The organism is Seohaeicola nanhaiensis (assembly GCF_042654245.1).
GTDB lineage: Bacteria > Pseudomonadota > Alphaproteobacteria > Rhodobacterales > Rhodobacteraceae > Seohaeicola_A > Seohaeicola_A nanhaiensis.
Window position 1 is genome coordinate 1 of record NZ_JBHSGI010000015.1, and the last position, 24,016, is coordinate 24,016.

General features: G+C 60.9%; 25 protein-coding genes. 18 read left to right on the top strand and 7 right to left on the bottom strand.

Annotation, left to right across the window (positions count from 1 at the left end; genetic code table 11):
- Window positions 1-1,161 (top strand): flagellar hook-length control protein FliK (gene fliK, locus ACFO5X_RS13115; RefSeq protein WP_380717923.1); only part of this gene is annotated, 1,161 nt, incomplete at its 5' end.
- A 22-nt stretch (window positions 1,162-1,183) separates the two neighbouring features.
- Window positions 1,184-1,837 (top strand): flagellar hook assembly protein FlgD, encoded by a 654-nt coding sequence (locus ACFO5X_RS13120; RefSeq protein ID WP_380717924.1) that lies wholly within the window; start codon window positions 1,184-1,186, stop codon window positions 1,835-1,837.
- Between the two features lie 3 nt (window positions 1,838-1,840).
- Here the strand turns inward: ACFO5X_RS13120 and ACFO5X_RS13125 are convergent, their stop codons facing one another.
- The 5 genes from ACFO5X_RS13125 to flgF form a co-directional block, all read right to left on the bottom strand.
- The gene (locus tag ACFO5X_RS13125; protein WP_380717925.1) at window positions 1,841-2,467 is read right to left on the bottom strand and encodes a hypothetical protein; all 627 of its coding nucleotides are present in this window, start codon (window positions 2,465-2,467) and stop codon (window positions 1,841-1,843) included.
- A 64-nt stretch (window positions 2,468-2,531) separates the two neighbouring features.
- Window positions 2,532-3,299 carry a flagellar basal body L-ring protein FlgH gene (gene flgH / locus ACFO5X_RS13130; RefSeq protein ID WP_380717926.1) on the bottom strand — a complete coding sequence of 256 codons (768 nt, stop codon included), beginning with the start codon at window positions 3,297-3,299 and terminating at the stop codon, window positions 2,532-2,534.
- Window positions 3,296-3,952 (bottom strand): flagellar basal body P-ring formation chaperone FlgA, encoded by a 657-nt coding sequence (gene flgA / locus ACFO5X_RS13135; protein ID WP_380717927.1) that lies wholly within the window; start codon window positions 3,950-3,952, stop codon window positions 3,296-3,298. Before flgA ends, flgH begins: the two co-directional genes overlap by 4 nt.
- Window positions 3,952-4,737, bottom strand: a complete 786-nt coding sequence (gene flgG, locus ACFO5X_RS13140) for a flagellar basal-body rod protein FlgG (protein WP_380717928.1) — start codon at window positions 4,735-4,737, stop codon at window positions 3,952-3,954. Before flgG ends, flgA begins: the two co-directional genes overlap by 1 nt.
- 12 nt (window positions 4,738-4,749) lie before the next feature.
- Window positions 4,750-5,499: a flagellar basal-body rod protein FlgF gene (flgF, locus tag ACFO5X_RS13145; protein ID WP_380717929.1), complete on the bottom strand. Its 750-nt coding sequence runs from the start codon at window positions 5,497-5,499 to the stop codon at window positions 4,750-4,752.
- A gap of 148 nt (window positions 5,500-5,647) precedes the next feature.
- Between flgF and ACFO5X_RS13150 the strand changes: the two genes are divergently transcribed.
- From ACFO5X_RS13150 to ACFO5X_RS13165, 4 genes are all read left to right on the top strand, one after another.
- Window positions 5,648-7,435 carry a hypothetical protein gene (locus ACFO5X_RS13150; RefSeq protein ID WP_380717930.1) on the top strand — a complete coding sequence of 596 codons (1,788 nt, stop codon included), beginning with the start codon at window positions 5,648-5,650 and terminating at the stop codon, window positions 7,433-7,435.
- A gap of 117 nt (window positions 7,436-7,552) precedes the next feature.
- Window positions 7,553-8,863: a flagellar hook protein FlgE gene (locus ACFO5X_RS13155; protein ID WP_380717931.1), complete on the top strand. Its 1,311-nt coding sequence runs from the start codon at window positions 7,553-7,555 to the stop codon at window positions 8,861-8,863.
- A 28-nt stretch (window positions 8,864-8,891) separates the two neighbouring features.
- Entirely contained in the window at window positions 8,892-10,301 is a 1,410-nt protein-coding gene (gene flgK / locus ACFO5X_RS13160) for a flagellar hook-associated protein FlgK (RefSeq protein ID WP_380717932.1), read from the top strand.
- A gap of 17 nt (window positions 10,302-10,318) precedes the next feature.
- The gene (locus tag ACFO5X_RS13165; RefSeq protein ID WP_380717933.1) at window positions 10,319-11,386 is read left to right on the top strand and encodes a flagellin N-terminal helical domain-containing protein; all 1,068 of its coding nucleotides are present in this window, start codon (window positions 10,319-10,321) and stop codon (window positions 11,384-11,386) included.
- On the opposite strand, the gene ACFO5X_RS13170 is transcribed toward ACFO5X_RS13165, so the two are convergent.
- On the bottom strand, window positions 11,387-12,034 hold the full coding sequence (locus ACFO5X_RS13170) for a response regulator transcription factor (RefSeq protein WP_380717934.1): 648 nt from the start codon (window positions 12,032-12,034) through the stop codon (window positions 11,387-11,389).
- A 289-nt stretch (window positions 12,035-12,323) separates the two neighbouring features.
- Here ACFO5X_RS13170 and ACFO5X_RS13175 point away from each other — a divergent pair, with 289 nt between their 5' ends.
- The 12 genes from ACFO5X_RS13175 (at window position 12,324) to ACFO5X_RS13230 (ending at window position 23,366) form a co-directional block, all read left to right on the top strand.
- Window positions 12,324-13,436 (top strand): flagellar basal body P-ring protein FlgI, encoded by a 1,113-nt coding sequence (locus ACFO5X_RS13175; RefSeq protein WP_380717935.1) that lies wholly within the window; start codon window positions 12,324-12,326, stop codon window positions 13,434-13,436.
- Window positions 13,437-13,445: 9 nt separating this feature from the next.
- Complete coding sequence (locus ACFO5X_RS13180) at window positions 13,446-13,775, top strand: rod-binding protein (RefSeq protein WP_380717936.1); 330 nt, start codon at window positions 13,446-13,448, stop codon at window positions 13,773-13,775.
- Window positions 13,772-14,167 carry a hypothetical protein gene (locus tag ACFO5X_RS13185; RefSeq protein ID WP_380717937.1) on the top strand — a complete coding sequence of 132 codons (396 nt, stop codon included), beginning with the start codon at window positions 13,772-13,774 and terminating at the stop codon, window positions 14,165-14,167. Before ACFO5X_RS13180 ends, ACFO5X_RS13185 begins: the two co-directional genes overlap by 4 nt.
- Window positions 14,168-14,271: 104 nt before the next feature.
- Entirely contained in the window at window positions 14,272-15,108 is an 837-nt protein-coding gene (locus ACFO5X_RS13190) for a flagellin N-terminal helical domain-containing protein (RefSeq protein WP_380717938.1), read from the top strand.
- Window positions 15,109-15,286: 178 nt separating this feature from the next.
- A complete protein-coding gene (locus tag ACFO5X_RS13195) occupies window positions 15,287-15,685 on the top strand; it encodes a flagellar biosynthesis regulator FlaF (RefSeq protein ID WP_380717939.1) in 399 nt (132 codons plus the stop codon).
- 3 nt (window positions 15,686-15,688) lie between these two features.
- Window positions 15,689-16,129, top strand: a complete 441-nt coding sequence (locus ACFO5X_RS13200; RefSeq protein WP_380717940.1) for a flagellar biosynthesis repressor FlbT — start codon at window positions 15,689-15,691, stop codon at window positions 16,127-16,129.
- A gap of 14 nt (window positions 16,130-16,143) precedes the next feature.
- Window positions 16,144-16,947 (top strand): DUF1217 domain-containing protein, encoded by an 804-nt coding sequence (locus tag ACFO5X_RS13205; RefSeq protein WP_380717941.1) that lies wholly within the window; start codon window positions 16,144-16,146, stop codon window positions 16,945-16,947.
- A gap of 270 nt (window positions 16,948-17,217) precedes the next feature.
- A complete protein-coding gene (locus ACFO5X_RS13210; protein WP_380717942.1) occupies window positions 17,218-17,607 on the top strand; it encodes a response regulator in 390 nt (129 codons plus the stop codon).
- A 211-nt stretch (window positions 17,608-17,818) separates the two neighbouring features.
- Window positions 17,819-19,963: an ATP-binding protein gene (locus ACFO5X_RS13215; RefSeq protein ID WP_380717943.1), complete on the top strand. Its 2,145-nt coding sequence runs from the start codon at window positions 17,819-17,821 to the stop codon at window positions 19,961-19,963.
- Window positions 19,964-20,191: 228 nt separating this feature from the next.
- On the top strand, window positions 20,192-21,172 hold the full coding sequence (locus ACFO5X_RS13220) for a response regulator (RefSeq protein ID WP_380717944.1): 981 nt from the start codon (window positions 20,192-20,194) through the stop codon (window positions 21,170-21,172).
- On the top strand, window positions 21,169-21,510 hold the full coding sequence (locus ACFO5X_RS13225; RefSeq protein ID WP_380717945.1) for an Hpt domain-containing protein: 342 nt from the start codon (window positions 21,169-21,171) through the stop codon (window positions 21,508-21,510). Before ACFO5X_RS13220 ends, ACFO5X_RS13225 begins: the two co-directional genes overlap by 4 nt.
- Window positions 21,511-21,659: 149 nt before the next feature.
- Window positions 21,660-23,366 carry an MFS transporter gene (locus ACFO5X_RS13230; protein ID WP_380717989.1) on the top strand — a complete coding sequence of 569 codons (1,707 nt, stop codon included), beginning with the start codon at window positions 21,660-21,662 and terminating at the stop codon, window positions 23,364-23,366.
- Here the strand turns inward: ACFO5X_RS13230 and scpB are convergent.
- Complete coding sequence (gene scpB, locus ACFO5X_RS13235) at window positions 23,363-23,974, bottom strand: SMC-Scp complex subunit ScpB (RefSeq protein WP_380717946.1); 612 nt, start codon at window positions 23,972-23,974, stop codon at window positions 23,363-23,365. The two genes, ACFO5X_RS13230 and scpB, sit on opposite strands and share 4 nt — an antisense overlap.
- Window positions 23,975-24,016: the final 42 nt, after the last annotated feature.

Here is a 24,016-nt window from a genome sequence, read left to right on the forward strand (position 1 = left end):
AGGATGAATCACAGATCAGCCCTCAAGGGAATCCATTCCGATTCAGGTTTTGCGTCGGACGCTTTAGGCCTCGCGACGGATCAGGGCAGGTCGAACGCTGCGCTGGTGCCGAGTTCCCCTTTGATGACGCGGGTGGCGGGCGCACAACCTCTGGCCGGGCTGATCGGGATTGCAACTGCAGGGCCGGGCAGCGTGACGGATGCCTCTATCCCCGAGGGACGCGCCGTTGAGGCGCTGCGCGAGGGTGCAGCGCAGGGCAGTGCCGTACCTCAGGCGGTGCAATCGGGCTTCTATTCGAGTCTTGCGACTCAGCTTGGTGGGATGCGGTTTGAAGCAGGGACGGCGCGAGTGCAGCTGTCGCCGCCCGGGTTGGGCGCTGTGGTCCTTACCGTTACGCGCACCGCGGCGGCTGCGACGGAGGTGACGGTTCGCGCCGAGAACGCGCGCGTGCAGGCGGTATTGCAAAACAACGCCGGGAAGCTGGCAGGCGTGTTGCGAGACGCTGGCGTTTCGGTCAGCCCGGAGGCCATCTCCTTTGCGTCGTCGGGCCAATCGGGACAACCTGAGGCGGCGATTCAGATTCCCGGCCAGACCGATCTGCGTCGTTCGGCGGCGGAGATCAGGCCAGCGACGGTTGTTCCGGATCCAACGGCCGCGCTGTCGGATGGGCGGATTGCGATGTCGGTGCCGGAACCTCTTTTGCCGCGACCGTCGGATGTGACGCCGCCGTCTGCGCCAGCGCATGGCTCGCCATCATCGCATCTTGCGGGAGATGTCACCGGCCAGATGCGAGGCCATCCGATTGCCGAGGGTACTACACGGATCGGGCTGTCGCCCCAGGGGCTCGGCGCGGTCGAGATTGACCTTGGGCATGACGATACAGGAGCGTTGCGCATCACCATAAGGGCCGAGAATCCCGCCGTGCTGAGCGCCCTGCGCGAAAACCGCGAGATGCTGCTGAGCGTGCTGCGCGACAACGGGGTGAGCGTTCAGGAGTCGGCGTTGGGGTTCGAGGAATACGGGCAGGGCGAGCGACAGCAGCGCCAGGCGATGCCGAAGCAGGCCGATTATACGCTGACAACGCCGGAGGATGAGGTGTTGCAGACGCTGCCGCAGATTCAAGCCATTCTGCCTTATGGGCGGATCGATATCATCACCTGAGGGTGCAACGGGGACCCCGATCATGCAGATCGACAGCAGCACGACGACCAATACCGCCAGCGGCACCGCGCTCAAGAAGCTGAGCGAGGATTACACCAGTTTCCTGAAGCTTTTGACGGCGCAGATCCAGCATCAGGATCCGTTGCAACCGATCGACTCGACGGCCTTTGTCAGCCAGCTGGCGCAGCTGACGCAGGTCGAACAGACTGTGCAGTCGAACACAAATCTGGAACAGATCAACTCGCAGCTGGCGGCGGCTGCCGCGATGTCGGATATCCAACTGATTGGGCATGATGTTCTGCTGGCGACGGATCGGGTCGAACTTGAGGATGGTGCGGCGAAGTTCGAATATCAGGTGGACGACGACGCCGGGCTGGTCAAGGCGGTGATCAAGGCGGAGGATGGCACCGTCGTGCGCGAGCTGACCGGATTGGCGGGACTGGCCAGCGAGGTGCACAAGATGACCTGGGATGGGTTGGACAAGAACGGCATGCCAGTGCCGGATGCAGTCTTTACCGTCGAAATCGAGGCGGAGACGACAGAAGGGATATCGGTTTCGGCCAGTGTCTACGCGACAGCGACGGTCGAGGAAATGTCATTTGAGGCGGGCAGGCCGATGCTTATCCTGAGCAACGGCACGACCACTTATTCGGGGCAGATCGTAAGCGTTCGCTGAAGATCAACTGCGCGGCACGTCCTTCTTGAAGAGCGTCAGGAAGAGCACTTCCTCTGCTTCACCGAATTCGGCACGCAGGTTGTCGGAGAGGGTTTTGGACAGCCAATCGGAATCCAGCGAGGCGCGGCGCATCTTGGGGTTTTCAGTGGCCTTGCGAAAGGTCTGCATGATGTTGTCTCGCAGACGAACGGCATTTTCCGCGACGCGGTAGTGCGCCGCCATTTCCGCGCTGGACATCGCAACGCCAAGGTCTGCAACGACGTAGGTCACGCTCATCGGCTTGTAGATGGGTACCGTCACCTGACCGAGTTTTACCACATCGCTGGAAGCCTTCTTCGGCTTGTCCGTCGATTTTGCGTGCTCGTCGGTCTTGGGGTGGTTCCCGGCATCGGCGGCGGCTTTCGGAGTGTGGCCGTGGTCTTCCTGCGCCGGATGCGCGGTGGCGGCAGACTTGTCTTTCTTCTCGGCAGCCTCGATCAACGCCTTGGCTTCCTGTTCGCCGGCATCGGACTGGTTGGTTACGGCGGCTTCGGCTTCGGCGTGGCTGCCGGTGAGCATCTTGCCGGCGCCGAAACCCGCGCCGACACAGAGGACCGGTACGACAGCTGCGGCAATCAAAAGCATTTTCATCCGGACACCCCACGTCAGTCGCGTGGGATATCCTCTGCCTGCGCAATGCGGCGCAATTTATCCCTTAGAAGGGCAAAATTATGTTGAGGGCACCTTCGCCATAGCCGCTTTTCTGCTGGCGCGAAATCTGGCCGCGACCACCGTATGTGATCCGCGCTTCGGCCATTTTCTCGTAGGGTATGGTGTTGTTGGTCTGCACATCCTGGGGGCGGATGATGCCCGCGACACGCAGTTCACGCAGTTCGCTGTTGACCTTGACCTCTTGCCGGCCGGCGATGACCAGATTGCCGTTGGGAAGCTGCTGCACCACCATCGCGGCGACTTTCAGGCTGATCTGTTCGTCGCGATTGATCGAGCCGCGGCCAAGTGCCGAAATCTGCGAGGTCACGTCGACGATATCCTGTCCTTCGGGCAGGTCGTCCTCGCCCACATCGGGCAGAATGTTGTCGAGCTTGTTGCCATAGCCGAAGAACTTGGGATAGCCGATCGTGCCGCCGCCTGATCTCGTTCGGGTCGACGCGTTGGACAGGCTGGCTTCGTCGTTGATTTCGATGACGATGGTCAGAATGTCGCCAACCTGGCTGGCGCGTTGGTCGGCGAAGAAGCCGCCCGAACCTGGCGCCCAGAGAGACGATTTTTCGGCGCGGTCGGGAACGCGCGGTGTCTTCGGCGGGGGCATCGGAACCGAAACGAACTGCATCTCGGGCATGGTCTGCCCGTTCAGCGAGATATCGGTGATGTTCGGATCCTGTTTGAACGGATCGCTGCTGCACCCGGAAAGGACCACACAGAGCGCCATGCAGGAGGCGGTTGCGCGAAAGGCGACACTCATCTGACGATCTCCACGAGGCCGCCCGGCATGGCGACCCCGGTTACAAGGGTGTTGCTGACAAGATTGACGACGCGGATTTCGGCGCCCCGAAAGCCGTCGTCGAGAGCCCGGCCCGGCGCGGAAAGCGACAGGCGGCCATCGTTGAACCGGATCGACACCTTGTCGCCCCGGGTGATCACCAGGGGCTCGGTCACCGATTGCGCCATGACCGGGCGACCCTGAGTGAGTGTGCGGCGCACCTCCTTGCCGACCAGTCCGTCATGATCAGTCACGGCAAAGGCGCCGATACGCGCATAGGGCACGTCGAGGGTTTGCAGATCGGCCTCGGTGATCAGCTCGCCCGGCATCATTCGCCGCACCGGCACGGGCACCTGCAGGGTGAGGATGGCAAGACCTTGAAGGCGCGTGACCGTGCCTTCGCTGCGCACCGCGTTGGCCAGAAACTGGCCTGTGGCGCGGTCCATCCAGAAAGCCGAGATCAGCTCGGCATCGTCGTAGTCCTTTCGCTGGAAGGTGATACGGAAGCGGCCCTGTTCGGGCATCTCGACGCCAAAGCTCTCGGCCGCCTTTTCCGAGATCAGGTCTTCGACAGGCGTTGCACCGGCCGGGAGGCCGCAGAGCGCGAGCAGAGTGGCGAGCAGGAAGCGGTGCATCACTTGATCTCGTTGGCGACGGACATCATCTGATCGGCCGTTTCGATGGCCTTCGAGTTCATCTCGTAGGCCCGCTGGGCTGAAATCAGGTCGGTGATCTGCTGGATGATGTTCACATTGGAGTTTTCGAGAAAGCCCTGGCGGATCATCCCGACACCCGGGTCACCAGGCAGGGCCTGCTGAGGATCGCCCGAGGAATTGGTCGCCTCGAGCAGGTTGTTCCCCAGCGGACGCAGGCCTGCATCGTTGATGAAGGTGGTCAGGGAGAGCTGGCCTAGCTGAACCGGCACAGGATCATTTTCGATATAGGCGCTGACGATGCCCTGTTCGCTGATTTCAATATCGACAGTGTTCTCGGGGACGACGATGCCGGGATCGACCTCGTAGCCCTGCAGGGTCACGATCTGGCCTTCGGCCGAGAGCTGGAAGGAGCCGTCGCGGGTATAGGCGACATTGCCGTCGGGGAGGTTGACCGTGAAATAGCCACGCCCCTCGACGGCCATGGCCAGCTTGTTCTCGGTGCTGATCAGGCCGCCCTGGATGTTGAGGCGGACGGTGCCGACGGTGCGGACCCCGAGGCCGATGTCAACGCCGGTCGGGCGCACGGTCCCTTCTTCGGCGGTGACCGCGCCTTCGCGGCTGCGGTGGTCGTAGATCAGATCTTGGAAGGCCGCGCGCGCAGACTTGAAGCCGGTGGTGTTGGCGTTCGCGATGTTGTTTGAGATGACGTCGACGTTTGTCTGCTGCGCCATCATTCCTGTCGCAGCGATACCCAAGGCCCGCATGGTTCGTCTCCCTTATCCCAGCCGCCCGAGCCGCGCAAGCGTGTCACGCCTCAGGCCATCGCCGTCATTCATCAGATTGATCGCGCGTTCGTAGGCGCGCTGTATTTCCATCATCCGAGTCATCTCTGCGACGGGTTGTACGTTGCTGCCCTCGATCGAGCCCTGAACCACCTCGGTTCGGGTGGCGGGCGGAGGCATGCTGACACCTGCGCCCTGCGGCCGAGCCAGCATACCGTTGCCCAGTCTTTCGTAGGCCTGTAGGTCGGGCAGGTCGAAGACCCCGATCCGCGCGATCGGTCCGATAATCGAGCTTGAGATCGTTCCATCCCGCGCGATCTCGAGGTCACCGGCCCCGGGAGGGATCGAGATTTCGCCGCCGCCAGTGTCAAGCACTTTGGCCCCGGTGAGCGTGACGAGCGTACCCTCGGTGTCGAGCGTGAAGCGCCCGTCGCGGCCATAGGCCGTCTCTCCCTGATCGGTGCGATAGGAGAACCAGCCTTTGCCGAGCAGCGCGAGGTCGAGCGCGTTGCCCGTCTGGGTCAGCGGTCCCTGAGAGTCGTCGGTGAAAGAGCCGGTTTCCGCCACGAAACTGATCTCCGAGCCGGCATTTTCCGCACCGCCCCGGTGCATGTAGCTTTCGAAGACGATGTGTTCGCCCTTGAATCCCACGGTGTTGGCGTTCGCGATGTTGTTCGAGGTCACGTCAAGATCACGGCGCATGGATTGCGCCAGTGACAGCGCCACGTAGGTTGAGTTATCCATTGTCGGACCTTCCGGAATTGGGTCGACTGCCGATCTGTTCTTGTGTATCATGGATAATAATCTATGATTACGCAAGAGAATATACAAAATAGTGGGAAACTTGCGGTTATATTCTTTGAGCTTCTTGGCAGGCGCTGCGGGTTTTTTCTTGTCCGTGATGCCCGTTGTCTCATGGGCCGGCGACCCCGCCGAAACCGTCCTGTTGCCGCCTCAGTTCCGGATGCTGCATTTCGAGCCGGGTGGCTTTGTCGAGCGACGGCGCGACTATTTTGCCCATGTTGCAAATGCCCGCCGGGCCGAGCCACCCGGCGAGAACGGCGAACGGGTTCAAGGCGCGGCAGAGATCCGGGCTCTGCTGGAGCTGGCCGAGTTCGATCTTGCACATGGGCTGGCGTCTGAAGGGCTGGACGTGCTTGCGGGGCTCAATACCGCGCTGCTGCGGACGCACGAACTGAAGCGTGCCGCGCTGGAGCTGGCTCTTTGGGTGATAGATACCCGAGATCTGCCTTTGTCGGACGGGGCGAGGGCCTTGCTGGACCCGAAATACAATCTTTGGCGCGATCAGGCTGTGCTGCTCGCACTTTATCACTGGAAGACCGGTGATGTCGAAGCGGCCGGAAGATACGTCGATGTCGCGGCTAAGCGGCTATATCAGTATTCCCGGCCCTTTGTGCGCCGGGCGCTGCCGGCACTTCTGGATACCGCTGTCGCGTCCGGTGAATGGCCAGCCGCGCGCCGGCTGGCCGGGCGGTTTGCACTGGAACCAGAGCTTGCCGGTTCGTCCTGTTATGCCTTCCAGCTGGCGCGGACGGCGGAGGCTGGCGGCGACGACCTGACCGCCTTCGACAACTATCTGAAGGCTGGTCAAGGGAACGATCTGTGGGCGCACCGGGCACGCATGGGGCTGGTCCAGCTTGGTCTGCGCACCGAGACGCTGGAGCTGGCGGATGCGCGGGTTCTGCTGGCGCAAGTGAGCCGCGACTGGTCGGGCGATGCCTATGGCGTGGCTGTGCTGAAACAGCTTGCGGATATCGACCTGCGGCTGGGTGACACGCTGAGCGCGCTTGGCGATTTCTCAGCCATCATGTCGCGCTATCCTGATGGGGCGGATGCGCAGCTTGCGCGGCAGCAGGCGCGAAGCCTGTGGACCGAGTTCTATGAACGGGGCGCCGCGGGCCAGATTTCACTTTCCGACTTTCTGACCGGTCATCGGCGGATTTCGGAAGGCTATCGGTTCGAACCGGGGTTCGACCTGCAAACCGAGGCGCTGGCGGACCGGTTCATGGCGCTGGGAGCGACGATGGTGGCCGCCGACGAGTATCGTGAGACGCATGATTTTCTGCTGGTCGCTCGCGATCTGGGCCTGGCCGAAGCAGACGACCGCAGGCTGGATCTGTTGCGGCTCAAGGAAGCGGATGCGCTGTATCGCGGCGGGCAACTTGACGAACTGGCCTATCTGCTGGCCGAAGGGGTGCGCAGCGAGGACGCCGACCTTCAGGACAAGCTGAATCTGATGAGGGCCAGGCTGCATGCGGACCGCGGCGAGGACAGGGACGTCACAGAGACCGCGGTTTCGGAACCGCCTATCCGCTATCTTCGCCTGCGCGCGGCCGCCTATTTCGGACGCGGTGAGTGGGAAGAGGCAAAGCGCCTTTACGGTCAGATCGTGGACCGCGCAGGGAACGAGGTTGCGGACAGCGACGCGGTCCGGCTGCTGCTGGCCGCGCATCGGTCCGGCGACAAGGCCGCCGCCATCGACGTGGCGCGGCGGTTCCAGGCCGTGACGCAAAACCCGAAGTGGGCGCGCATCGCGGAGAGCATCACCGAGGAAGCGCCGGATTTGCTGCCTTTGCGCGCGGCGACGGCGCAGGAGCGGCTGGATAAGGCCGGGCAGACGCTGGAAAACCTGCGAAACCTCCAGGCGGCGGGGAACTGATGAACATTTACAAGCAGCGCCGCAAAAAGAAAAATACTCAGTTCTTTAACCCGCATGAAATTTCCCAAGCATACTTTAGGGTGAGCTAAGCAGAAAAACGTCAATAGGGGCACGTTCATGAGCATTTCGAGCGCGATGCAAACCGGGGTCGCCGGGCTTCTCGCAAATTCTTCGGCCGTCAGCACCATTTCGACAAACATCGCAAACGCAAACACCGACGGATATCGGCGCAGCTTTTCGCAGATGGTCACCTCTGCTTCGTCGACCGGGGCGGGCGGACATGCCGGCGTTCGGGCGGTATCGCGCCAGAATGTGGCGCTCGATGGTTCGGCTCGCACTACCGGGGTCGATTCCGACATGGCGATCAGTGGTACAGGCTTCTTCGTGGTCTCGCGCGCCCCGAACGATCCGGTCTCATCGAATTACGCCTTTACCCGCGCCGGTTCGTTTTCGCCGGATGCCGATGGCAATTTGAAGAACGCGGCGGGCCTGTATCTCGCGGGCTTCCGTTATGACGATAATGGCTCGCTCGGCACCATCGACCGATCGCAGTTTTCGGACCTGCAGACGGTCAATGTGGGCGATGTGAAGATCCCGGGCAAGGCTACCACATCGATGACCCTGATGGGCAACCTTTCGTCGCAGATGACCGGCCCCACCAGCCAGATGGCGCTGGATGGCGAGACGATCATCACTTCGGAGAAATACTACACGCCGCTTGGTGCGTCGGAGTCTGCGCAGTTTACCTGGACGCCGTCGACCACGCCGAACGTCTGGACCCTGGCGATTTCGGCGAATGGCGCGGACCTTGGCACCGTCGATGTCGAATTCAACGACAGCGGCCCGAATGTCGGCACCCCGCTTGCCTATACCAACGTCACCTCGCTGGCCACGGCGCCCGCCGCCTTTGCCTTCGACACCTCTACCGGTGTCGCCACGTTGACGATCGACAATGCCTCGGTGCCGCAGGTGATCGACCTGACCATCGGCGCCCCGAACCAGGGCAAGGGCATGATGCAGCTGGCTGGCACCGGCGTCGACATCGAGGCAGATATCGATGGCTATGGTACCGGCGAGATGGTGCGGTTCGAGATTGATGATCAGGGCAATCTTTACGGGATCTTCGACAACGGCGCGCGCCACATCATGTATCACATCCCGCTGGCCGAAGTGCCGAACCCCGACGGACTGAACATGGTGGACGGCAACGCCTATCTGATGACGCAGGCGTCGGGCAGCTTCAAGCTGCTGGGGCCGGGCACCGGGTCGACCGGGACGATCACGACCGGATCTCTGGAATCGTCGAACGTGGAACTGGCCGAAGAGCTGACCCGTCTGATCCAGACGCAGCGGGCCTATTCCTCGAACGCCAAGATCATCACCACGGTCGACGAGATGATGGAAGAGACCACGCGTCTCAAGCGCTGACGGGTCGGCCGGCTGAGAAGGTCACGCCATGAGCGGCATCAACAGCGCATTCAATATCGCCAGGTCCGGCCTGACGATAAATTCGCAATGGTCCGAAATCGTTTCGGGCAATATCGCGAATGCTGACAACGCCGACTATGGCCGGCGCACGCTGAGCCGCACATCAACCGAGAGCGGCAATGTGCTGGCCACCGGTGTCCAGCGGGCGGCTGATGCCTCGTTGACGCGGATGTATCGGGAAGAATTGGCCCGGGCGATGCGGCAGGACGCGCTTTCGACCGGACTGACCGCTTATACCACCGGGCTCGGTTCGCTCGACGATCCTAACTCGCCGATGCAGTTGCTGAACCAGTTCCAGACCAGCTTTGATTTTCTGTTCAACGATCCAGGACAGACATCGCTGCAGCAGGCCACGCTCCAATCTGCCCAGTCGCTGGCGCGGGGGCTGAACCGGGTGTCGAACAACCTGGATACGGCCGTGGGGGAAACCCGGCAGCGTCTGGCTTCGGACATCACCGAGACCAACAAGTTGCTGAACCAGCTTGCCGATCTGAACAGCAAGATGGCGAACACAGAACCTGGGTCGGCGCTGTATGTGACGCTTGAAGATCAGCAGACGGCTTCGCTGAACCGGCTGGCGGAATACGTCGACATAAAGGTCACGCCGAGCGAACGCGGGATGGTGGATGTCCGCACCATGGGCGGCGCGCGCCTTGTAGAGCGCGAGGGGGCGTTCAACCTGGCCTATGACTCTGGCACTGGACAGCTGACGGCCGGCGGGGTCGATGTCACGCCGGGCCGGACCACCGGCGTGAACGAAGGGCTGCTGGCCGGGCATGTCGAGCTGTTGAACGATATCCTGCCGAAGGTACGCCTGCAGATCGATGAATTCGCCCGTGGGCTTGTGCAGACTTTCGAGAACGCAGACGCTTCGCTGGGGGCTGGGGACGCCGGCCTGTTCACCGACGCGGGCGGGGCGTATGATCCTGGGGCGCTGACGGGACTGGCAGGACGGATCACTGTCAACGATGCGGTCGATCCGAGCGCGGGTGGAGCACTTTGGCGCCTGCGAGATGGTATCGGCGCGACCACGTCTGGCAGCCAGGGCGATTCCTCGCAGATCGACGCCTTTATCGCGGCGCTGGACGGACCGCAGTCCTTCAACGGCAGCACGGGGCTCCCGACAGGAATTTCGCTGTCGGAATTCGGGGCGGCGATGATCGCCAACCAGCAGGACGCGCGCGCGCGGGCCGACAAGGCCTTTGAGAACTATGCCACCTCTGCGGCCAGCGTGGACGATGCCCGGCTGAACGCGCAGGGCGTCAACATCGACGATGAATTGCAGCAACTCTTGCTGATAGAAAAGAGCTATGCCGCGAATGCACAGGTGATCAGCACGCTGTCGGACATGCTCGATGCGCTGCTGGCGGCAACCTGATGAACGGAATGGATTGAATGGCCGACCTGCTGAGCAATATCTCCACCCTGCAATCCTCGCTGGCGCGCCGGCGCGAGAACGCGCGGCTGACACAGGGTCTGGCGAGGGCCGAAAAAGAGACCACTACCGGCCTGCGGGCCGACCTGTTCCGGGACCTCGGCCAGCGGGCCGCTGAATCGGTGCGGCTGCGCAACATCGTGTCGCGCAACGAAGGGTTCATCGCGTCCAACAAGCTGTTGGCAGGGCGGATGGAGGTCACCTCGATGGCGATGTCTGACATCCGCAAGGTGGCAGAGGGTTTTCTTGCGCTGGCGGTCAGCGGGTCGAACCCCGGCAGCGCCATCAGTTCGGAGCTGCAGGCCAACGCGCGCATCGCCATCGACCAGATCATCGCGCAGGCCAACACGGTCTATCAGGGCAGCCATGTCTTTGCCGGCGTCGATCAGGACAAGACCCCGATGCAGGGATGGGAGCGGACAAATCCCTCGACCGGCCTTTCTCCGCAGGACGTGATGAGCGCCATTGTCGCGAGCGGACCCAGCAGCGTGGCAGACGTTGCCGCCATTGCCGCCGAAGTGCAGAGCGCGTTTGACGGAACGCATCCCAATTCCGGGTTCAACTACGAGGCCTCCTTCTTCAACGGGACACCCCAGTCGGCAGGTCAGCGTGTCGAAGCGCGGATCGGCGAAGGGGTGACGATCACCCATGGCATCCAGGCCAATGACGACGGTTTCCGTCAACTGATGCAGGGGCTGTCGATGCTGGCTTCCACCGACATTTCTCAGATTCAGGACCAGGCCACTTATTCGGCCTATCTGGATGTGGCGGTGCAGAACATTTCGCAGGGGTCGCAGACGCTTTTGGGCGACCAGACCCGGCTTGGGTCAACGCAAGGGCTGGTCGAGGAAACGATCGAGCGCCACGAGAGCGTCATCCAAGTCTATTCGACACGGATGCTCGACCTGGAGGGGGTGGACGAATACGAGGCGGCGACACGGCTCAACCTGCTCAAATCGCAGCTGGAAGCAAGCTATGCGGTTACTGCACGACTGCAGAGCCTTTCGCTGCTGAATTTCCTGGCCTGATCATTCGGCCGCGACCGGGCGCAATCCGTGGTCGGGTTCGGAGGTATCGAATTTGTAGCCGCGTCCGTGGACGGTTTCGATATAGGGGTAGCCCGATGGCGCGGCCTGCCCGATCTTCTTGCGGATCTTGCAAATATAAACGTCGATAACCTTGTCGAAGGGCTGATCGTCTGACATGCCGTAGACGGCGTCGTAGATTGCGGCCTTGGACGTGACCTTGCGGGCATTCAGGACAAGTTGCTGGAATACCTTGTGTTCGCGCCGCGACAATTTCACCCGGTGGCCACCGACTTCGGGGTCGCGCCCATCGAAGAAGGCCGTAACCTCGCCAATGGTGATGCTGTCCGCCGCGTGACCGTGCGCGCGACGCAGCACAGCATTGATGCGCGCCTTGAGCTCAACTGCGCGGATCGGCATGACAATATCGTCATCAGCCCCGGCATCCAGAGCCTGTGCGGCGTTATCGGCGTCCCGCGCCGCGCGGAGTACGAGGATCGGGTTAGAGATTCCGGACCGGCGGAGTTGCAGGATCTGAGCGATCAAATCGGGGTTGGCGACCAGCAGAAAAGCGTGGGTTTCGTGCCCTGCCCTGTTCAGGACGCGCAGGTCGCCACGGAAGAACTGCGGCCCGATCTCGATCGGCACCATCCGTTCGGACCGGAGGTCATTCAGCGGCAGCTGCGACCGGCCACCGGCCTGATACAGATAGACGTGCATCCTACCCTCTGCGGAACACCGCGTCGGAGACACGGCAGATTTTCAGATCATAAGAATAGAATTCAAATATAGTCAACAATAACTCGGCGGAACATTGCTAGTATTCTTGTTATTCGTAGGAAATTTTGACATTCTGCTTGCTAGGTTGGGCTATGGCATGTTTAAAACTGGATATTCTCATCTGACCCGGATCTGCGCGGTCAACCTTGGAGCGGCACCTATGCGCCCCACGATGCAACGACTGGCAATGGGGTTTTCGGCCCTGTTCCTGCTGTTGGCGGGTGCCGTCGCGGCCGAGGTTCGCATCAAGGATATCGCAATATTTGAAGGCGTCCGGGAAAACCAGCTGGTCGGATACGGGCTTGTCGTCGGGCTGAACGGCACGGGCGACCGGCTGCGCAACAGCCCGTTTACCGAAAAGAGCATCAAAGGCATGCTCGAGCGTCTGGGTGTCGGTAACCTGAACGAGGACGAGCTGAAGACGGCGAATACAGCCGCGGTGATGGTGACGGCCATGCTGCCGCCTTTCGCGCGACGGGGTTCGACAATTGACGTTGTGGTCTCGTCTTTGGGCGATGCCGGCAGTCTGCGGGGCGGCACTCTGGTCGTGACGCCGATGACCGGCGCCGATGGCGAGGTTTATGCCGTGGCGCAGGGACCAATCGCGGTGGCCGGCTATGCCGCGCAGGGCATCAATGCTTCGGTTGTCGAGGGCGTCCCGACTGTCGCGCGGATCGAGAACGGCGCGACGGTGGAGAACGAGATTCCGTTTCGGCTGAGCGAGCTGTCGTCGCTCCGGATCGCGCTGCGCAATCCCGATTTCACCACGGCAGTGCGTGTGGCGGACGCGATCAACGACCGGCTGGGGGGACGACGAGCAGCGGCGCTGGACCCAACGACGGTCGAGATAGATATCTTTGACAAGGCCAATATTCCGCAGCTGATGTCGGAGATCGAGAACCTGACGGTCCAGCCAGACACCACGGCCAAGGTTGTGATCGACGCGCGGTCGGGGACGATTGTGATCGGGGCAAATGTGCGGATCGACCAGATCGCGGTGAGCCAGGGCGGTTTGACCGTCATCGTGAAGGAAGAAGTCAAGGTGAGCCAGCCCGAACCGATTTCGGTGGGGGGTACAACGGTTGTGGTGCCGGACACCACTGTGGTGGTGAACGAAAAGGAAACCAAGTTCACCATCCTGGAGGGCGATGTCAGCCTGCAGAAACTGGTGGACGGACTGAATGCCATCGGGCTGGGCGCGACCGAGACAATTTCCATCCTTCAGGCCATCAAGGCCGCAGGCGCGCTGCATGCCGATCTGGAAATCATCTGACGGGGCGCCATGAAGATCACCGCCAATCCTCTCGCTTCGCTACAGGTCGCCAATGCCCGGCTTCAGGCCCAGGCCGAGGCCGCCGCCTCTCCCGCGGCGAAAAAGGCCGCAAAGGAATTCGAAGCGGTCTTTCTGACCCAGACGATCGAGGAAATGTTGAAAAGCGTGGGTGTCGGGGATTTCGGCGGCGGCAGTGCGGAAGAAACCTGGCGCAGTTTTTTGGCCCGCGCCTATGCCGACGAACTGGCTGGACAGAACTCGACCGGCATCGCGCGCAGCGTGCTGAGCACGATCTCGGCCTATGAAAAAGGCACGCAGGCGCAGGAGCCCGAAACATGACCGCAGCAACACAGATCATCGAACGGCTGACCCGACTACTGCGGGATGAGATCGCCGCAATCGGCGCTGGAAAGCTGGAAACGGTACGGGACCTTTATCCGCAGAAACTGGCTCTGTACGAAGAACTTCAGGCACAATCGGGCAGCGTGGAGCGACAGATTCAGGCCGGAACGCCCGAGTCGCAGGCGCTGCGCGATAGCCTCGAAACGCTGCATGGACTGATCCGGAAGGATTTTTCCTTATTGCAAAACCTGACTGCTGCAACCGAACGCGTGGTCAGGGAGTTGACCCGTATCCGCGACCGGCACGGGCTGGGAGGCATTTATGAATCGAGTGGTGCGCTGCGTCCCCGTGATGTGGCGCTGCCGCAACAGGTCGACGAGTCGATCTGAAACTTTAACCCTGCGTTAATATCTGGCTCCAATCTCACCGTTCACGGGCAGGTCCCGTTTTCGTCAGAAAGACGATTACGAGAGAGAACTAACAGGAGCAGAAAATGTCCTCCATTCTCACCAACAACTCGGCTATGTCCGCGTTGCAAACACTGCAATCCATCAACAAGGGCCTCGACCAGACTCAGAACCGGATCAGCTCCGGCCTGAAAATCACGTCTGGTAAAGACAACGCGGCCTATTTCTCGATCTCCGAAACCATGACCGGCGACTCCGGCATGTACAAAGCGATCGACGAAAGCCTCACGCTGATGGTTAACTCGGTTTCCACTGCCCGTCTGGGTTCGGAGACCATCAAGGACGTGGCACAGGAATTCGCCGAGCGCGTGGCCTTTGCTCAGGGGGGCACCGCTGAGGTGCGCGCCGACGTTCAAGCAGAACTCGACGAACTCGTGGCCCGAATTCAGACCACGATCTCGCAATCGACGTTCAACGGCGCCAACCTGGTGTCCGGCTCGGCCACCGTCACCGTCGTTACCGGTATCAGCCGTGGTTCGGCCGGTTCGGTGACCACGACCACCATCACCTTCAACGAGCAAGACCTTGGCGCAATCCTGTCGACGCTTTCGGCCATCGACCTGACCACCAGCTCGACCACCGCGCTGATGGAAGCCGATCTGCAGACCGCGGAAGGCGCGCTGGACGCTGCCATCGCTTCGGCAACGGCCCTCGGCATCGCCGAGAAGTCGATCGAGACCCAGAAGGAGTTTCTGGGCGCCCTGACCGACAAGCTCGACTCGGGCGTGGGTTCGATGGTCGACGCGGACATGGAAGAAGAGGCAGCACGCTTGCAGTCGTTGCAGGTGCAGCAGCAGCTGGCCACGCAGTCGCTTTCGATCGCCAACCAGGCTCCGCAGAACATTCTGAGCCTTTTTCGGTGATCTGAACGCTGAGGAATGATCCGCGGGGTCTTTGGCCCCCGGACGTTTTGGTGAAAAGACCGGAGGGGGCCCGGATTCGGGCCCCCTCCCCCTCGAGGCAGAAGCCGAGAACTCCCGCAAACGGGAGAGCGGACCAACAATCTAACGACGCCAGAATGGCGCGGAGGAACGGCAGAATATGAGCATCAGTGCTTACAAGCGCACGTTGCGCGAACTGGAATCGCCGCGACAAATCGAACGGCGGGTGATGGCGAACATCACCGGAAGGATGGCGGAGAGCGCCGAAGCCTTCGACCTTGCTGAAACATCCTTTGATCGGGTGACGATCCTTGCCTCGGGGCTTCGCGATGCGCTGGCGGACAATCAAGCGCTATGGAATGCGCTGAAGCATGACCTTTCGCTGCCGGGCAATGCCCTGCCGCCGGATTTGCGAGCAGGCCTGCTGTCACTGGCGATCTGGGTCGAGAAATCGACGCGTGCCGTGCTGGGTGGCCGAGGCAGTGTGCGGGCACTGGTGACGGTCAACAGCAATATCGTCTCTGCGCTCAACGACACTCCGCTGCGGAGGAGCGCTTGAGACATGGTTCTGAAACTTACCCTGAAGCCCTATGAACGCTTCATCGTCAACGGCTGTGCGATCCGCAATTCCGGACGCCGCCACAGCCTCGTGATCGAGGCGCAGGCGGATGTCGTGCGCGGAAAGGATCTGCTGGACGGATCGCAGGCCGTCACGGTCGTGAACAAGGTCTATTTCCTGATACAGACGGCGCTGACCCGGGCGGATCTGCGCGAGAAACTGGTGCCGACGATCCAGCAGAACCTGGCTCAGTTGGCCACAGTGTTCGGACCGCCGACGGTCGGCCATATCTTCGAAGCAGCAAATTACGTCAGCAAGTCGGATTTCTACAAGGCTCTCAAGCAATTGCAGCCGGTGATGGAGTATGAGAACGAGCTGATGAACCATATCAGCGCGACCCATGCGGATCCCGACGAGGCGCAGCCTTCACAGGTGCACGGTTGATTCCGATTTCCGGTATGTCGAGCTTTCTGGCGCTCAAGCTGGCTGACCGCACGGAACAGGTTCAAAAGGACCAGATCCGCAGCGCCTTGCAGCACAGCCGGGCTATCGAGACGTTCCAGGAGCGGATCGGCGATATCGAGACAGTCGATCAGCTGGTCGACGATCCCGAGGTCTATGCGTTTGTCATGCGCGCCTTTGATCTGGAGGATCAGATCTTTGGCAAGGCTCTTATCAAGAAGATGCTCAAAAGCGATGTGGAAGACCGAGAGTCGCTGATCCGCCGCCTGACCGATCCGCGCTTTCGCGTGATGTACGATGCCCTGGGGTTCGAAGAGAATGGAACGCGCAACCCCAATACTCCGGTAAAGGACTGGCAGGACCAGATCGTCGAGCGCTATGTCGATACGCAGTTTGTGAACGGACTGGCCGAGCAGAATGAAACCGTCGGCGCCGCCCTGGAATTCCGGCGCAAGGCTGCTGACATCGAAACACCGTTCGACATTCTGAAGGACAGTGAGCTGTCTTCCTTCATGCGCACGGTTCTGGGATTGCCGGCGGAATCGGCGCAGGTCGATATCGACCGGCAGGCAGCGTTCATCGAACGCCGGTTTGATCTCGACAAGCTCAAGGATCCGGCCGAGGTAGAGCGCCTGGTCGCGCGTTATGCCATCGTTTCTGACGCCTTGAATTCGACGGCATCGTTGAACAATGTGGTTGTCCAGATGATGAGCAGCGCTGTAAGCGTCGGCTACGGTGGCAGTTTTACGCCCATCACCATCGATATCGCATCCATCAGTTTGATGCGCAGCACATATTAGGCAACACAAAACGGGAATATTGCGGGTTGATCGCCAGCATCGAGGCCAACTGGACGAGACGCGCTGGATTCCCGCAAAAAGGGCAATGCAGCATGCAGGATGCACGCGGACGCGTATCTTCCCATATTCATCGCGCCGATGATGCGAGGCGCCACACCGGGGCTGTTTGCGATGTTGACCAGCGCAATGATGATGACTTGCCTGCCCACTTTCCTTGACCGTCTGCAGTCGGGCGGGTTTGACTTGTTAACTTGAATCGGACGGACACGAATGGAACTGAAGCGTATCCTTCACGCAGATGACGATCCGGATATCCGGGAAATCGTTCAGATGTCGCTCGACTTCTTTGGAGACTTCGAGCTGAAACAATTCCCGGACGGCGGCAGCGCCTTCGAGGCTTTCCAAAGCTTCAAACCGCAGCTTCTGCTGCTAGACTACATGATGCCCGGCATGACCGGCCCGGAGCTTTGGCAGAATATCGCCAAGTTCGAGGGGTACGAGCGCATCCCGGCCATCTTCCTGACGGCCAAGGCCGAGGCTTCGGTGTCAGAGGTGCTGATGCTAAAGGGCGCGGCGGCTGTGATCCTAAAGCCCTTTGCGCCGGAAGCCCTGGCCAACGAGATCGTCTCGATCTGGGACAGCTGGAACGCGAAGCGATAGAAAACGCCGCAGCATATGATTGTGTGACAATCTTGGGCATCCGCGCATGCCCCAGCGGGCAAGAGGCGCCGATTTGCAACACCCGCACGACTGTTTCCAGATCGCGCCACATTTCTGCCAAGACCGTTGATCAAAGAGACGTCCAATCATTGCGCCAACGCCGCGCCTGCGCGTCGGACCTATGCGCGCGAATCAGGGACGACAGGCAGACATGATTGGGAAGTTCTCTCGCAAGATTGCACATTCCTACGTGGCCTTCGCGGCCGCTGTCGCGGTCATATGCCTGAGTTTCGGCGTGGTTCTGGTCCAACGCGAAAACGCCGCCTACATCCGAGGCCAGCATGCGGCGGCATCCTCGGAAATCCGCCGCACCGCCAACGCGTTGCGCGAAAAGCTATTCGGCATGGGACTGGTGGCCGAGCGTTTGGCAACCTTCGCTTCGAGCCCGAAAGGCCTGTCGCAGGCCGATATTGAAAAGATCGCCAATCGGTTGGTGCGCCACCACTCGGATGTCATATCGGTTGCGATCGCGCCCGATCTGGTCGTCACCCAGGTTTCCCCGCAGAAGGGCAACCAAAGGGTAATCGGCACAAAATACTGGCAAATTCCCGGGCAGTTCGTTGGCATCGCCCGCGCTTATCGCGAGCAGGCACCGGTCTTTGTCGGGCCAATCGATCTGGTTCAGGGCGGACGCGGTTATATCCTGCGGTATCCGGTTTTTCTGCCGGGAAGATACAGTGACGCGGGAAAGTTCTGGGGTGTCGTGTCGATCGTGCTGTCGGAAAACGGCCTGATATCCGCGGCGGATTCCAGCGACGGCCAGTCACCCCGAATTGCGCTTCGCGAAACTCGGCCCGACGGAGTCGCGCGCCAGAACCTCTATGGCGATCCGGCGATCTTCGACTCTGACCCGGTAACCGAGACACTGTCTGTCGTCGGCGGGAAATGGCAAATTGCGGCAATCCCGGCTGGTGGCTGGGCCACGTATTCGCCCAAGAGTCCGTTGATCGCTGGGACGGTTGTGCTTGTGACGATTCTGCTGGTCTCTGCGATCCTGATCATCCGCCATTACGCTGTGCGAAGCCACGAGACCTTCAACGTGTTGTCCCATGCCATCGAGTCTCTGGAGGAAGGTTTCCTTCTGTTCGATCGCGAGAACCGTCTGCTTATGGCCAATAAGCGCGTCGCGGAATATTACCGCATCGCCCCTGACAAGCTGAAACCCGGGTTGCCCTATGATGAAATCGTGCGCCATGCGATCCGTCGTCAGCCTGACGAGGTGATCGAGGGCACGGCAACAGTGGCGACCGAGCGCGATCAGGCCATCCAGGTGGAAGAGGCTGAAGCGGCGGATGGCGTGCAGCAGTTGGTGGACGGACGCTGGCTCAAAACCTCCAACGCGAAGACGCCCGAGGGATATACAGTCGGAATTCGTTTTGACATTTCGGCGCAGAAATCGGCGCAGCTGGCCGCCGAAGCCGCGACCCGGCAGCAGTCCGAGTTTCTGAGCACGGTGTCGCATGAGCTGCGGACTCCCCTGACGGCCATCGCCGGCCGTGCTGCCTTTCTTGCCAAGGCGCATCTTCTGCCCGCCTCAAAACAGCTGATAGCGGCGATCGGCCAGGATGAACCTGATATGGCCGAGCTGCAGAGGCTGGCCCAGGCGCATATTGACGGTATTTCGGGTCAGGGACAGAAGATCATCAATGCCTCGGAGCTTTTGTTGAGTCTTGTCAATGATTTGCTCGACTGGGCCAAGGCCGAAGGCAGCGAACTGAAAATGACGCCGGAGATCGTTTCCGCCACGGATATTGCCACCAATATCGTCGACGAGATGAAGATCCAGGCCCAAGCCAAGGGGCTTTCGCTGATCTGCATGTGCGCTCCGGCCCGGGTAATGGCGGATCCGTCGCGGTTGCGTCAGGTCATCTACAATCTGGTAGGGAATGCGATCAAGTTCACTCCGAAGGGCACGATCACTGTCACCGTGCGCAACAAGGGTACCCGCGTGATCATCGGGGTCGAGGACACCGGCGTCGGTATCGCGCCCGAAAATATCGAGATGATCTTCGAGCGGTTCAAACAGGTCGATGGGTCAGACACGCGTTCGTTCGGCGGTTTTGGTCTGGGCCTGACTATCGCGCGCCGCATTGTCGAGCTGCATGGAGGCCGGCTGACCGTGACCAGCAAACCCGGCGAGGGCTCCAGGTTCGAGTTCGATCTGCCGAAGGCCAGCGCGGCGACCGCCCAGTTTTCCGCGCAGGCCGCTGCCAAGGCCAGCAAGGATGCGCAGAATGCGGCGGCCCTGGCCGAGCAGAAGTCGGACGAAATCACGTTGGTCCGGGCCGGAAGCTGACTCTTTCGGTCTCTTCGCCGGATGGAAGGAAATCAAAGGTGGAACGGGCAGGTTCGACAAGGAAGGAAAAGCCGTCCCCTTGGGTGCAGGCCGCGCCATCGGAGGTGCGTCACAATTCCGCCGTATTCAACCACAACAATAAAAACAAAAGGGCTTGGCCCGTCGAAGGCATGGCTGGTGTCGATATCCTGAAGATGCCGTCGCGCCGGGACATGAAAGAGGCAGAACATGCGCATCCTTGCAGTCGATGACGATCCAATCATTGTCGAGCTCCTGTCGGAATTGCTGACGACGATCGGCAATTACGATGTGGATACCGCCGGGTCTGCAATAGAAGCGCTTGAAAAGATCAAGGATCCTACGCACACGCGCTATGATTGTTTCCTTCTGGATATCCAGATGCCGGGCATGACCGGGATTGAACTGGTGTCCAGACTTCGGACCAATGCCGATTATGCCCGTTCGCCAATCCTGATGATCACGGCCATGTCGGACAAGACCTATATCGATCGGGCCTTCAGTGCGGGCGCGACCGATTACATCACCAAGCCCTTCGATATCGACGAGGTGCGTTTCCGCATAAAATCGGCAGAAGCCCGGCTGAAAGACGCGGGCGGCCTGACGCGCAAGATCTTCTCGGTCAACAAGCTGCGCGAGCAGCAGCCGACCAACGAGAAGGTTGCCCTGAACGAGCCCGTCCCTATCTTCGACGTGGACGGCGTGATCGACTATTTCGCCTTTGAGAACTATGTCACCCAGCTGTCGCGGAGTTCGCTGTTCGGCTCGACTGTCTTCGGTATCGCAATCCGGCAGATCGACAGGCTCTACAGAGAATCGACGGCTTTCGGGTTCGAATGTCTGATCACGGATACATCCGAGGCGATTTCCGATTGTCTCAAACCCAACAATTTCCTCATCGCCTATGCCGGCAACGGCACATTCATCTGCGTCATCGAGGGCGGCGCGCGCCCGGACCTGGAGCGACTGACGGATTCGATCAACCTGCGGCTTCACCAGATGGATCTGTATTTCTGTGACGGCCGCAAACTGGACTTCCGCGTCTGTGCAGGCCAGCCGCAGCGGCTGATCTGGCGCGGAGGGCGTAACGCCATCGATGCTGTGATTCAGGCTCACGAAAGCGCCGAGGCTGAGGCAATAAAAAGAGAAAAAACTCTTAACGATTTCTGGATCACGGAGCAGGCAGGATGATCGAAGTGCAGGAAAAACTGCCGGGCCTCGAACGGATAAGAGCCCGGTTTCTGGAAATGCTTGTCGAACGGCTGGGAGAGATCGACCGGTTGTGCGACTCGACCGTCAGTGGACTCTCGCCGCGCGAGGCCCTGGAGCAGGTTCAGACGATCCTGCACAAGATCGCCGGAACCGCCGGTACGCTGGGCATGGGCTCATTGGGCGAAACGGCGCGGACGGGGGAGAATACCATCATTGCCTTCCTCGGATCGGGCGGCCCGCCGAAAGAGCAGGTGTACCGATCCGTGGCGGATTTCATCATACTCGCGGAAGAAACGCTGGAATCCGCGAGACGGTGACCGCCGGAGTGCCCCGGCGCTGGCGCGGTGGGGTAACGCTGCCGCCGGCCGTCAGCCGGGCCCCTCGACCGGCTGACGGGACCGTTCCTTCTCTCCCTTCGGATGCAAGCGCAGAATAGCGTCCAACTGCCGGTTTGTTACCGAAGTGCTTGCGCTTTAGGGCGGGTTCTGGTCGGAATGAGGCACAACGAGCTTGCCAGAAGAAACGCGACCAGCGCGCCATGCCGAATTCAGCCCCTACCCTCGCCGTCTTCCGAAACCGGACCTTTCGCAGTCTCTGGATAGCGACGCTCGCCTCGAACTTCGGCGGTCTCGTGCAGTCGGTGGGCGCTGCCTGGACCATGACCAACCTTACCTCGTCGCAAAGCATGGTGGCGCTGGTTCAGACATCCGTGACGCTGCCGATCATGGTCTTCTCCCTGACTGCCGGGGTGTTCGCCGACAATTTCGACCGGCGCAAGATCATGCTGTGGGCGCAGTGCTTCATGTGCGCCGTCTCTGTGATCCTGGCGCTGCTCGCCTATCATGGGTTCCTGACGCCCTGGCTGCTTCTCTCATTCACCTTTCTGATCGGTTGCGGCACCGCAATGCACAATCCCTCGTGGCAGGCTTCGGTCGGTGATATCGTCACGCGGGAGGAACTGCCGGCGGCCGTTTCCGTGAACAGCATGGGATTCAACCTCATGCGCAGCGTTGGCCCGGCAGCGGGAGGCGCCATTGTGGCGATTGCCGGCGCCGCAGCGGCGTTCGCGGTGAATGCGTTGAGTTATGTCGCCATCATAGCGGCCCTCTTCCACTGGCATCCGAACCATGCGCCCCGCAGGCTGCCGCCCGAGATGTTCGCTGGCGCCTTTGCGGCCGGGCTGCGCTATGTCGCAATGTCGCCGAACCTGCTGCGTGTCATCGCGCGCAGTTTCGTCTTTGGCCTGTCAGCCATCGCTTGTCAGGCTTTGCTGCCCCTTGTCGTGCGTGAACATCTCGAAGGCAACGCCATTGTATATGGTGTTCTGCTGGGTGCCTTCGGTTTTGGTGCGGTCCTCGCCGCGCTGGCGAATTCGCAGTTGAGAGCGCGATTCCACAACGAACGCATCACCCGGATGGGATTTCTGGGCTTTGCCATCAGCATGGTGACGCTTGCGTTCAGCTCCCATTATATTCCAAGCGCGCTCGCTTTGCTGCTTTCGGGGTTTTGCTGGGTGATCTGTCTGTCGCTGTTCAACGTGACTGTACAGCTGTCAACGCCACGCTGGGTCGTAGGCAGGGTCATCGCTCTCTATCAGACCTCGGTCTTTGCAGGGATGGCCGCGGGTAGCTGGATGTGGGGCGCGATTTCGGACAACCTGGGTTTGTCAATCGCGCTGATCGGAGCAACGGGCGTCCTGGTCTTCGGCTCGGCCATCGGGCTCGTTGCGCCCTTGCCGGACTCTGGCGACTTGAACCTCGATCCCCTGAACCGCTTTCGCGAACCGCCGCTGCAGCTGGATATCACGCATCGCAGCGGACCAATCATGGTTCTGGTCGACTACCGGATCGCACAAGAGAACGTAGCGCGCTTTCTTGCCCTTATGAGCAAGCGGCGCAAGGTGCGCATCCGCGATGGGGCGCAGCAATGGGCGCTGCTGCGCGATCTCGAGGATCCCGACAATTGGACCGAGACCTATCATGTGCCAACCTGGGTGGAATACATCCGTCATCATGAACGCCGCACGCAATCGGATGCAGAGGTATCGGACGCGCTCTTGGCGCTGCATGAGGGCCCCGAACCTGTGCGCGTACATCGGATGATTGAGCGTCAGACAGTGCCGGCGCAAGACAACACGCCGCGCAAGCCTAGGGACCTTCCCCCGACGAACTAGACAGATCGGGGCGTCGGGGCGATGCCGGCGTCTTCCAGTTGTTCGATGTCCGGCAGATCGCGCAGCGAGGTTAGCCCAAAGGTTGTCAGAAAAACTTCTGTCGTGACGAAGGTGTAAGGCGCTCCGCGGCGAGGACTGCGCGGACCGGTGGCGATCAGATCGCGACCATGCAACCGGCCGATCAGGTCCCTTCCGATCTCGCGACCGAAGATCTCGCGCAAGCCGTCGCGGGTGATGGGTTGATGCAGGGCGATGGCCGCCAGGACAGCGACTTCAAAGTCAGACAGATCGATATGCTGGGCTTTCACATCGGCGGCCACGCGAATGGCCGCTCCAAAGGCGGGTCGGGTGCGGAACATCCAGCCGGCGGCAACTTCGACCACCTCATATGGGCGGTCGCGCAGGTCTGCCTGGATGTCTGCTATGAGAAGATCGAGCGACGCCCCCTGCCCCACCACACGCCTGAGAGCGTCATTGGACACCGGCGTCGCGCTGGCGAATAGGACGGCTTCGATCCTGCGCATCCATTCGCGCCAGCGCAGCGCTTGGGGCAAGTCCTTCAGTTCACGGTCGATACCGGTCAAGTTTCGTCGCCGGCGCGAGGGCATGCCGGGGCAAGGTTGAGGTCGATCTGCGTTGCGTCCGCTGAT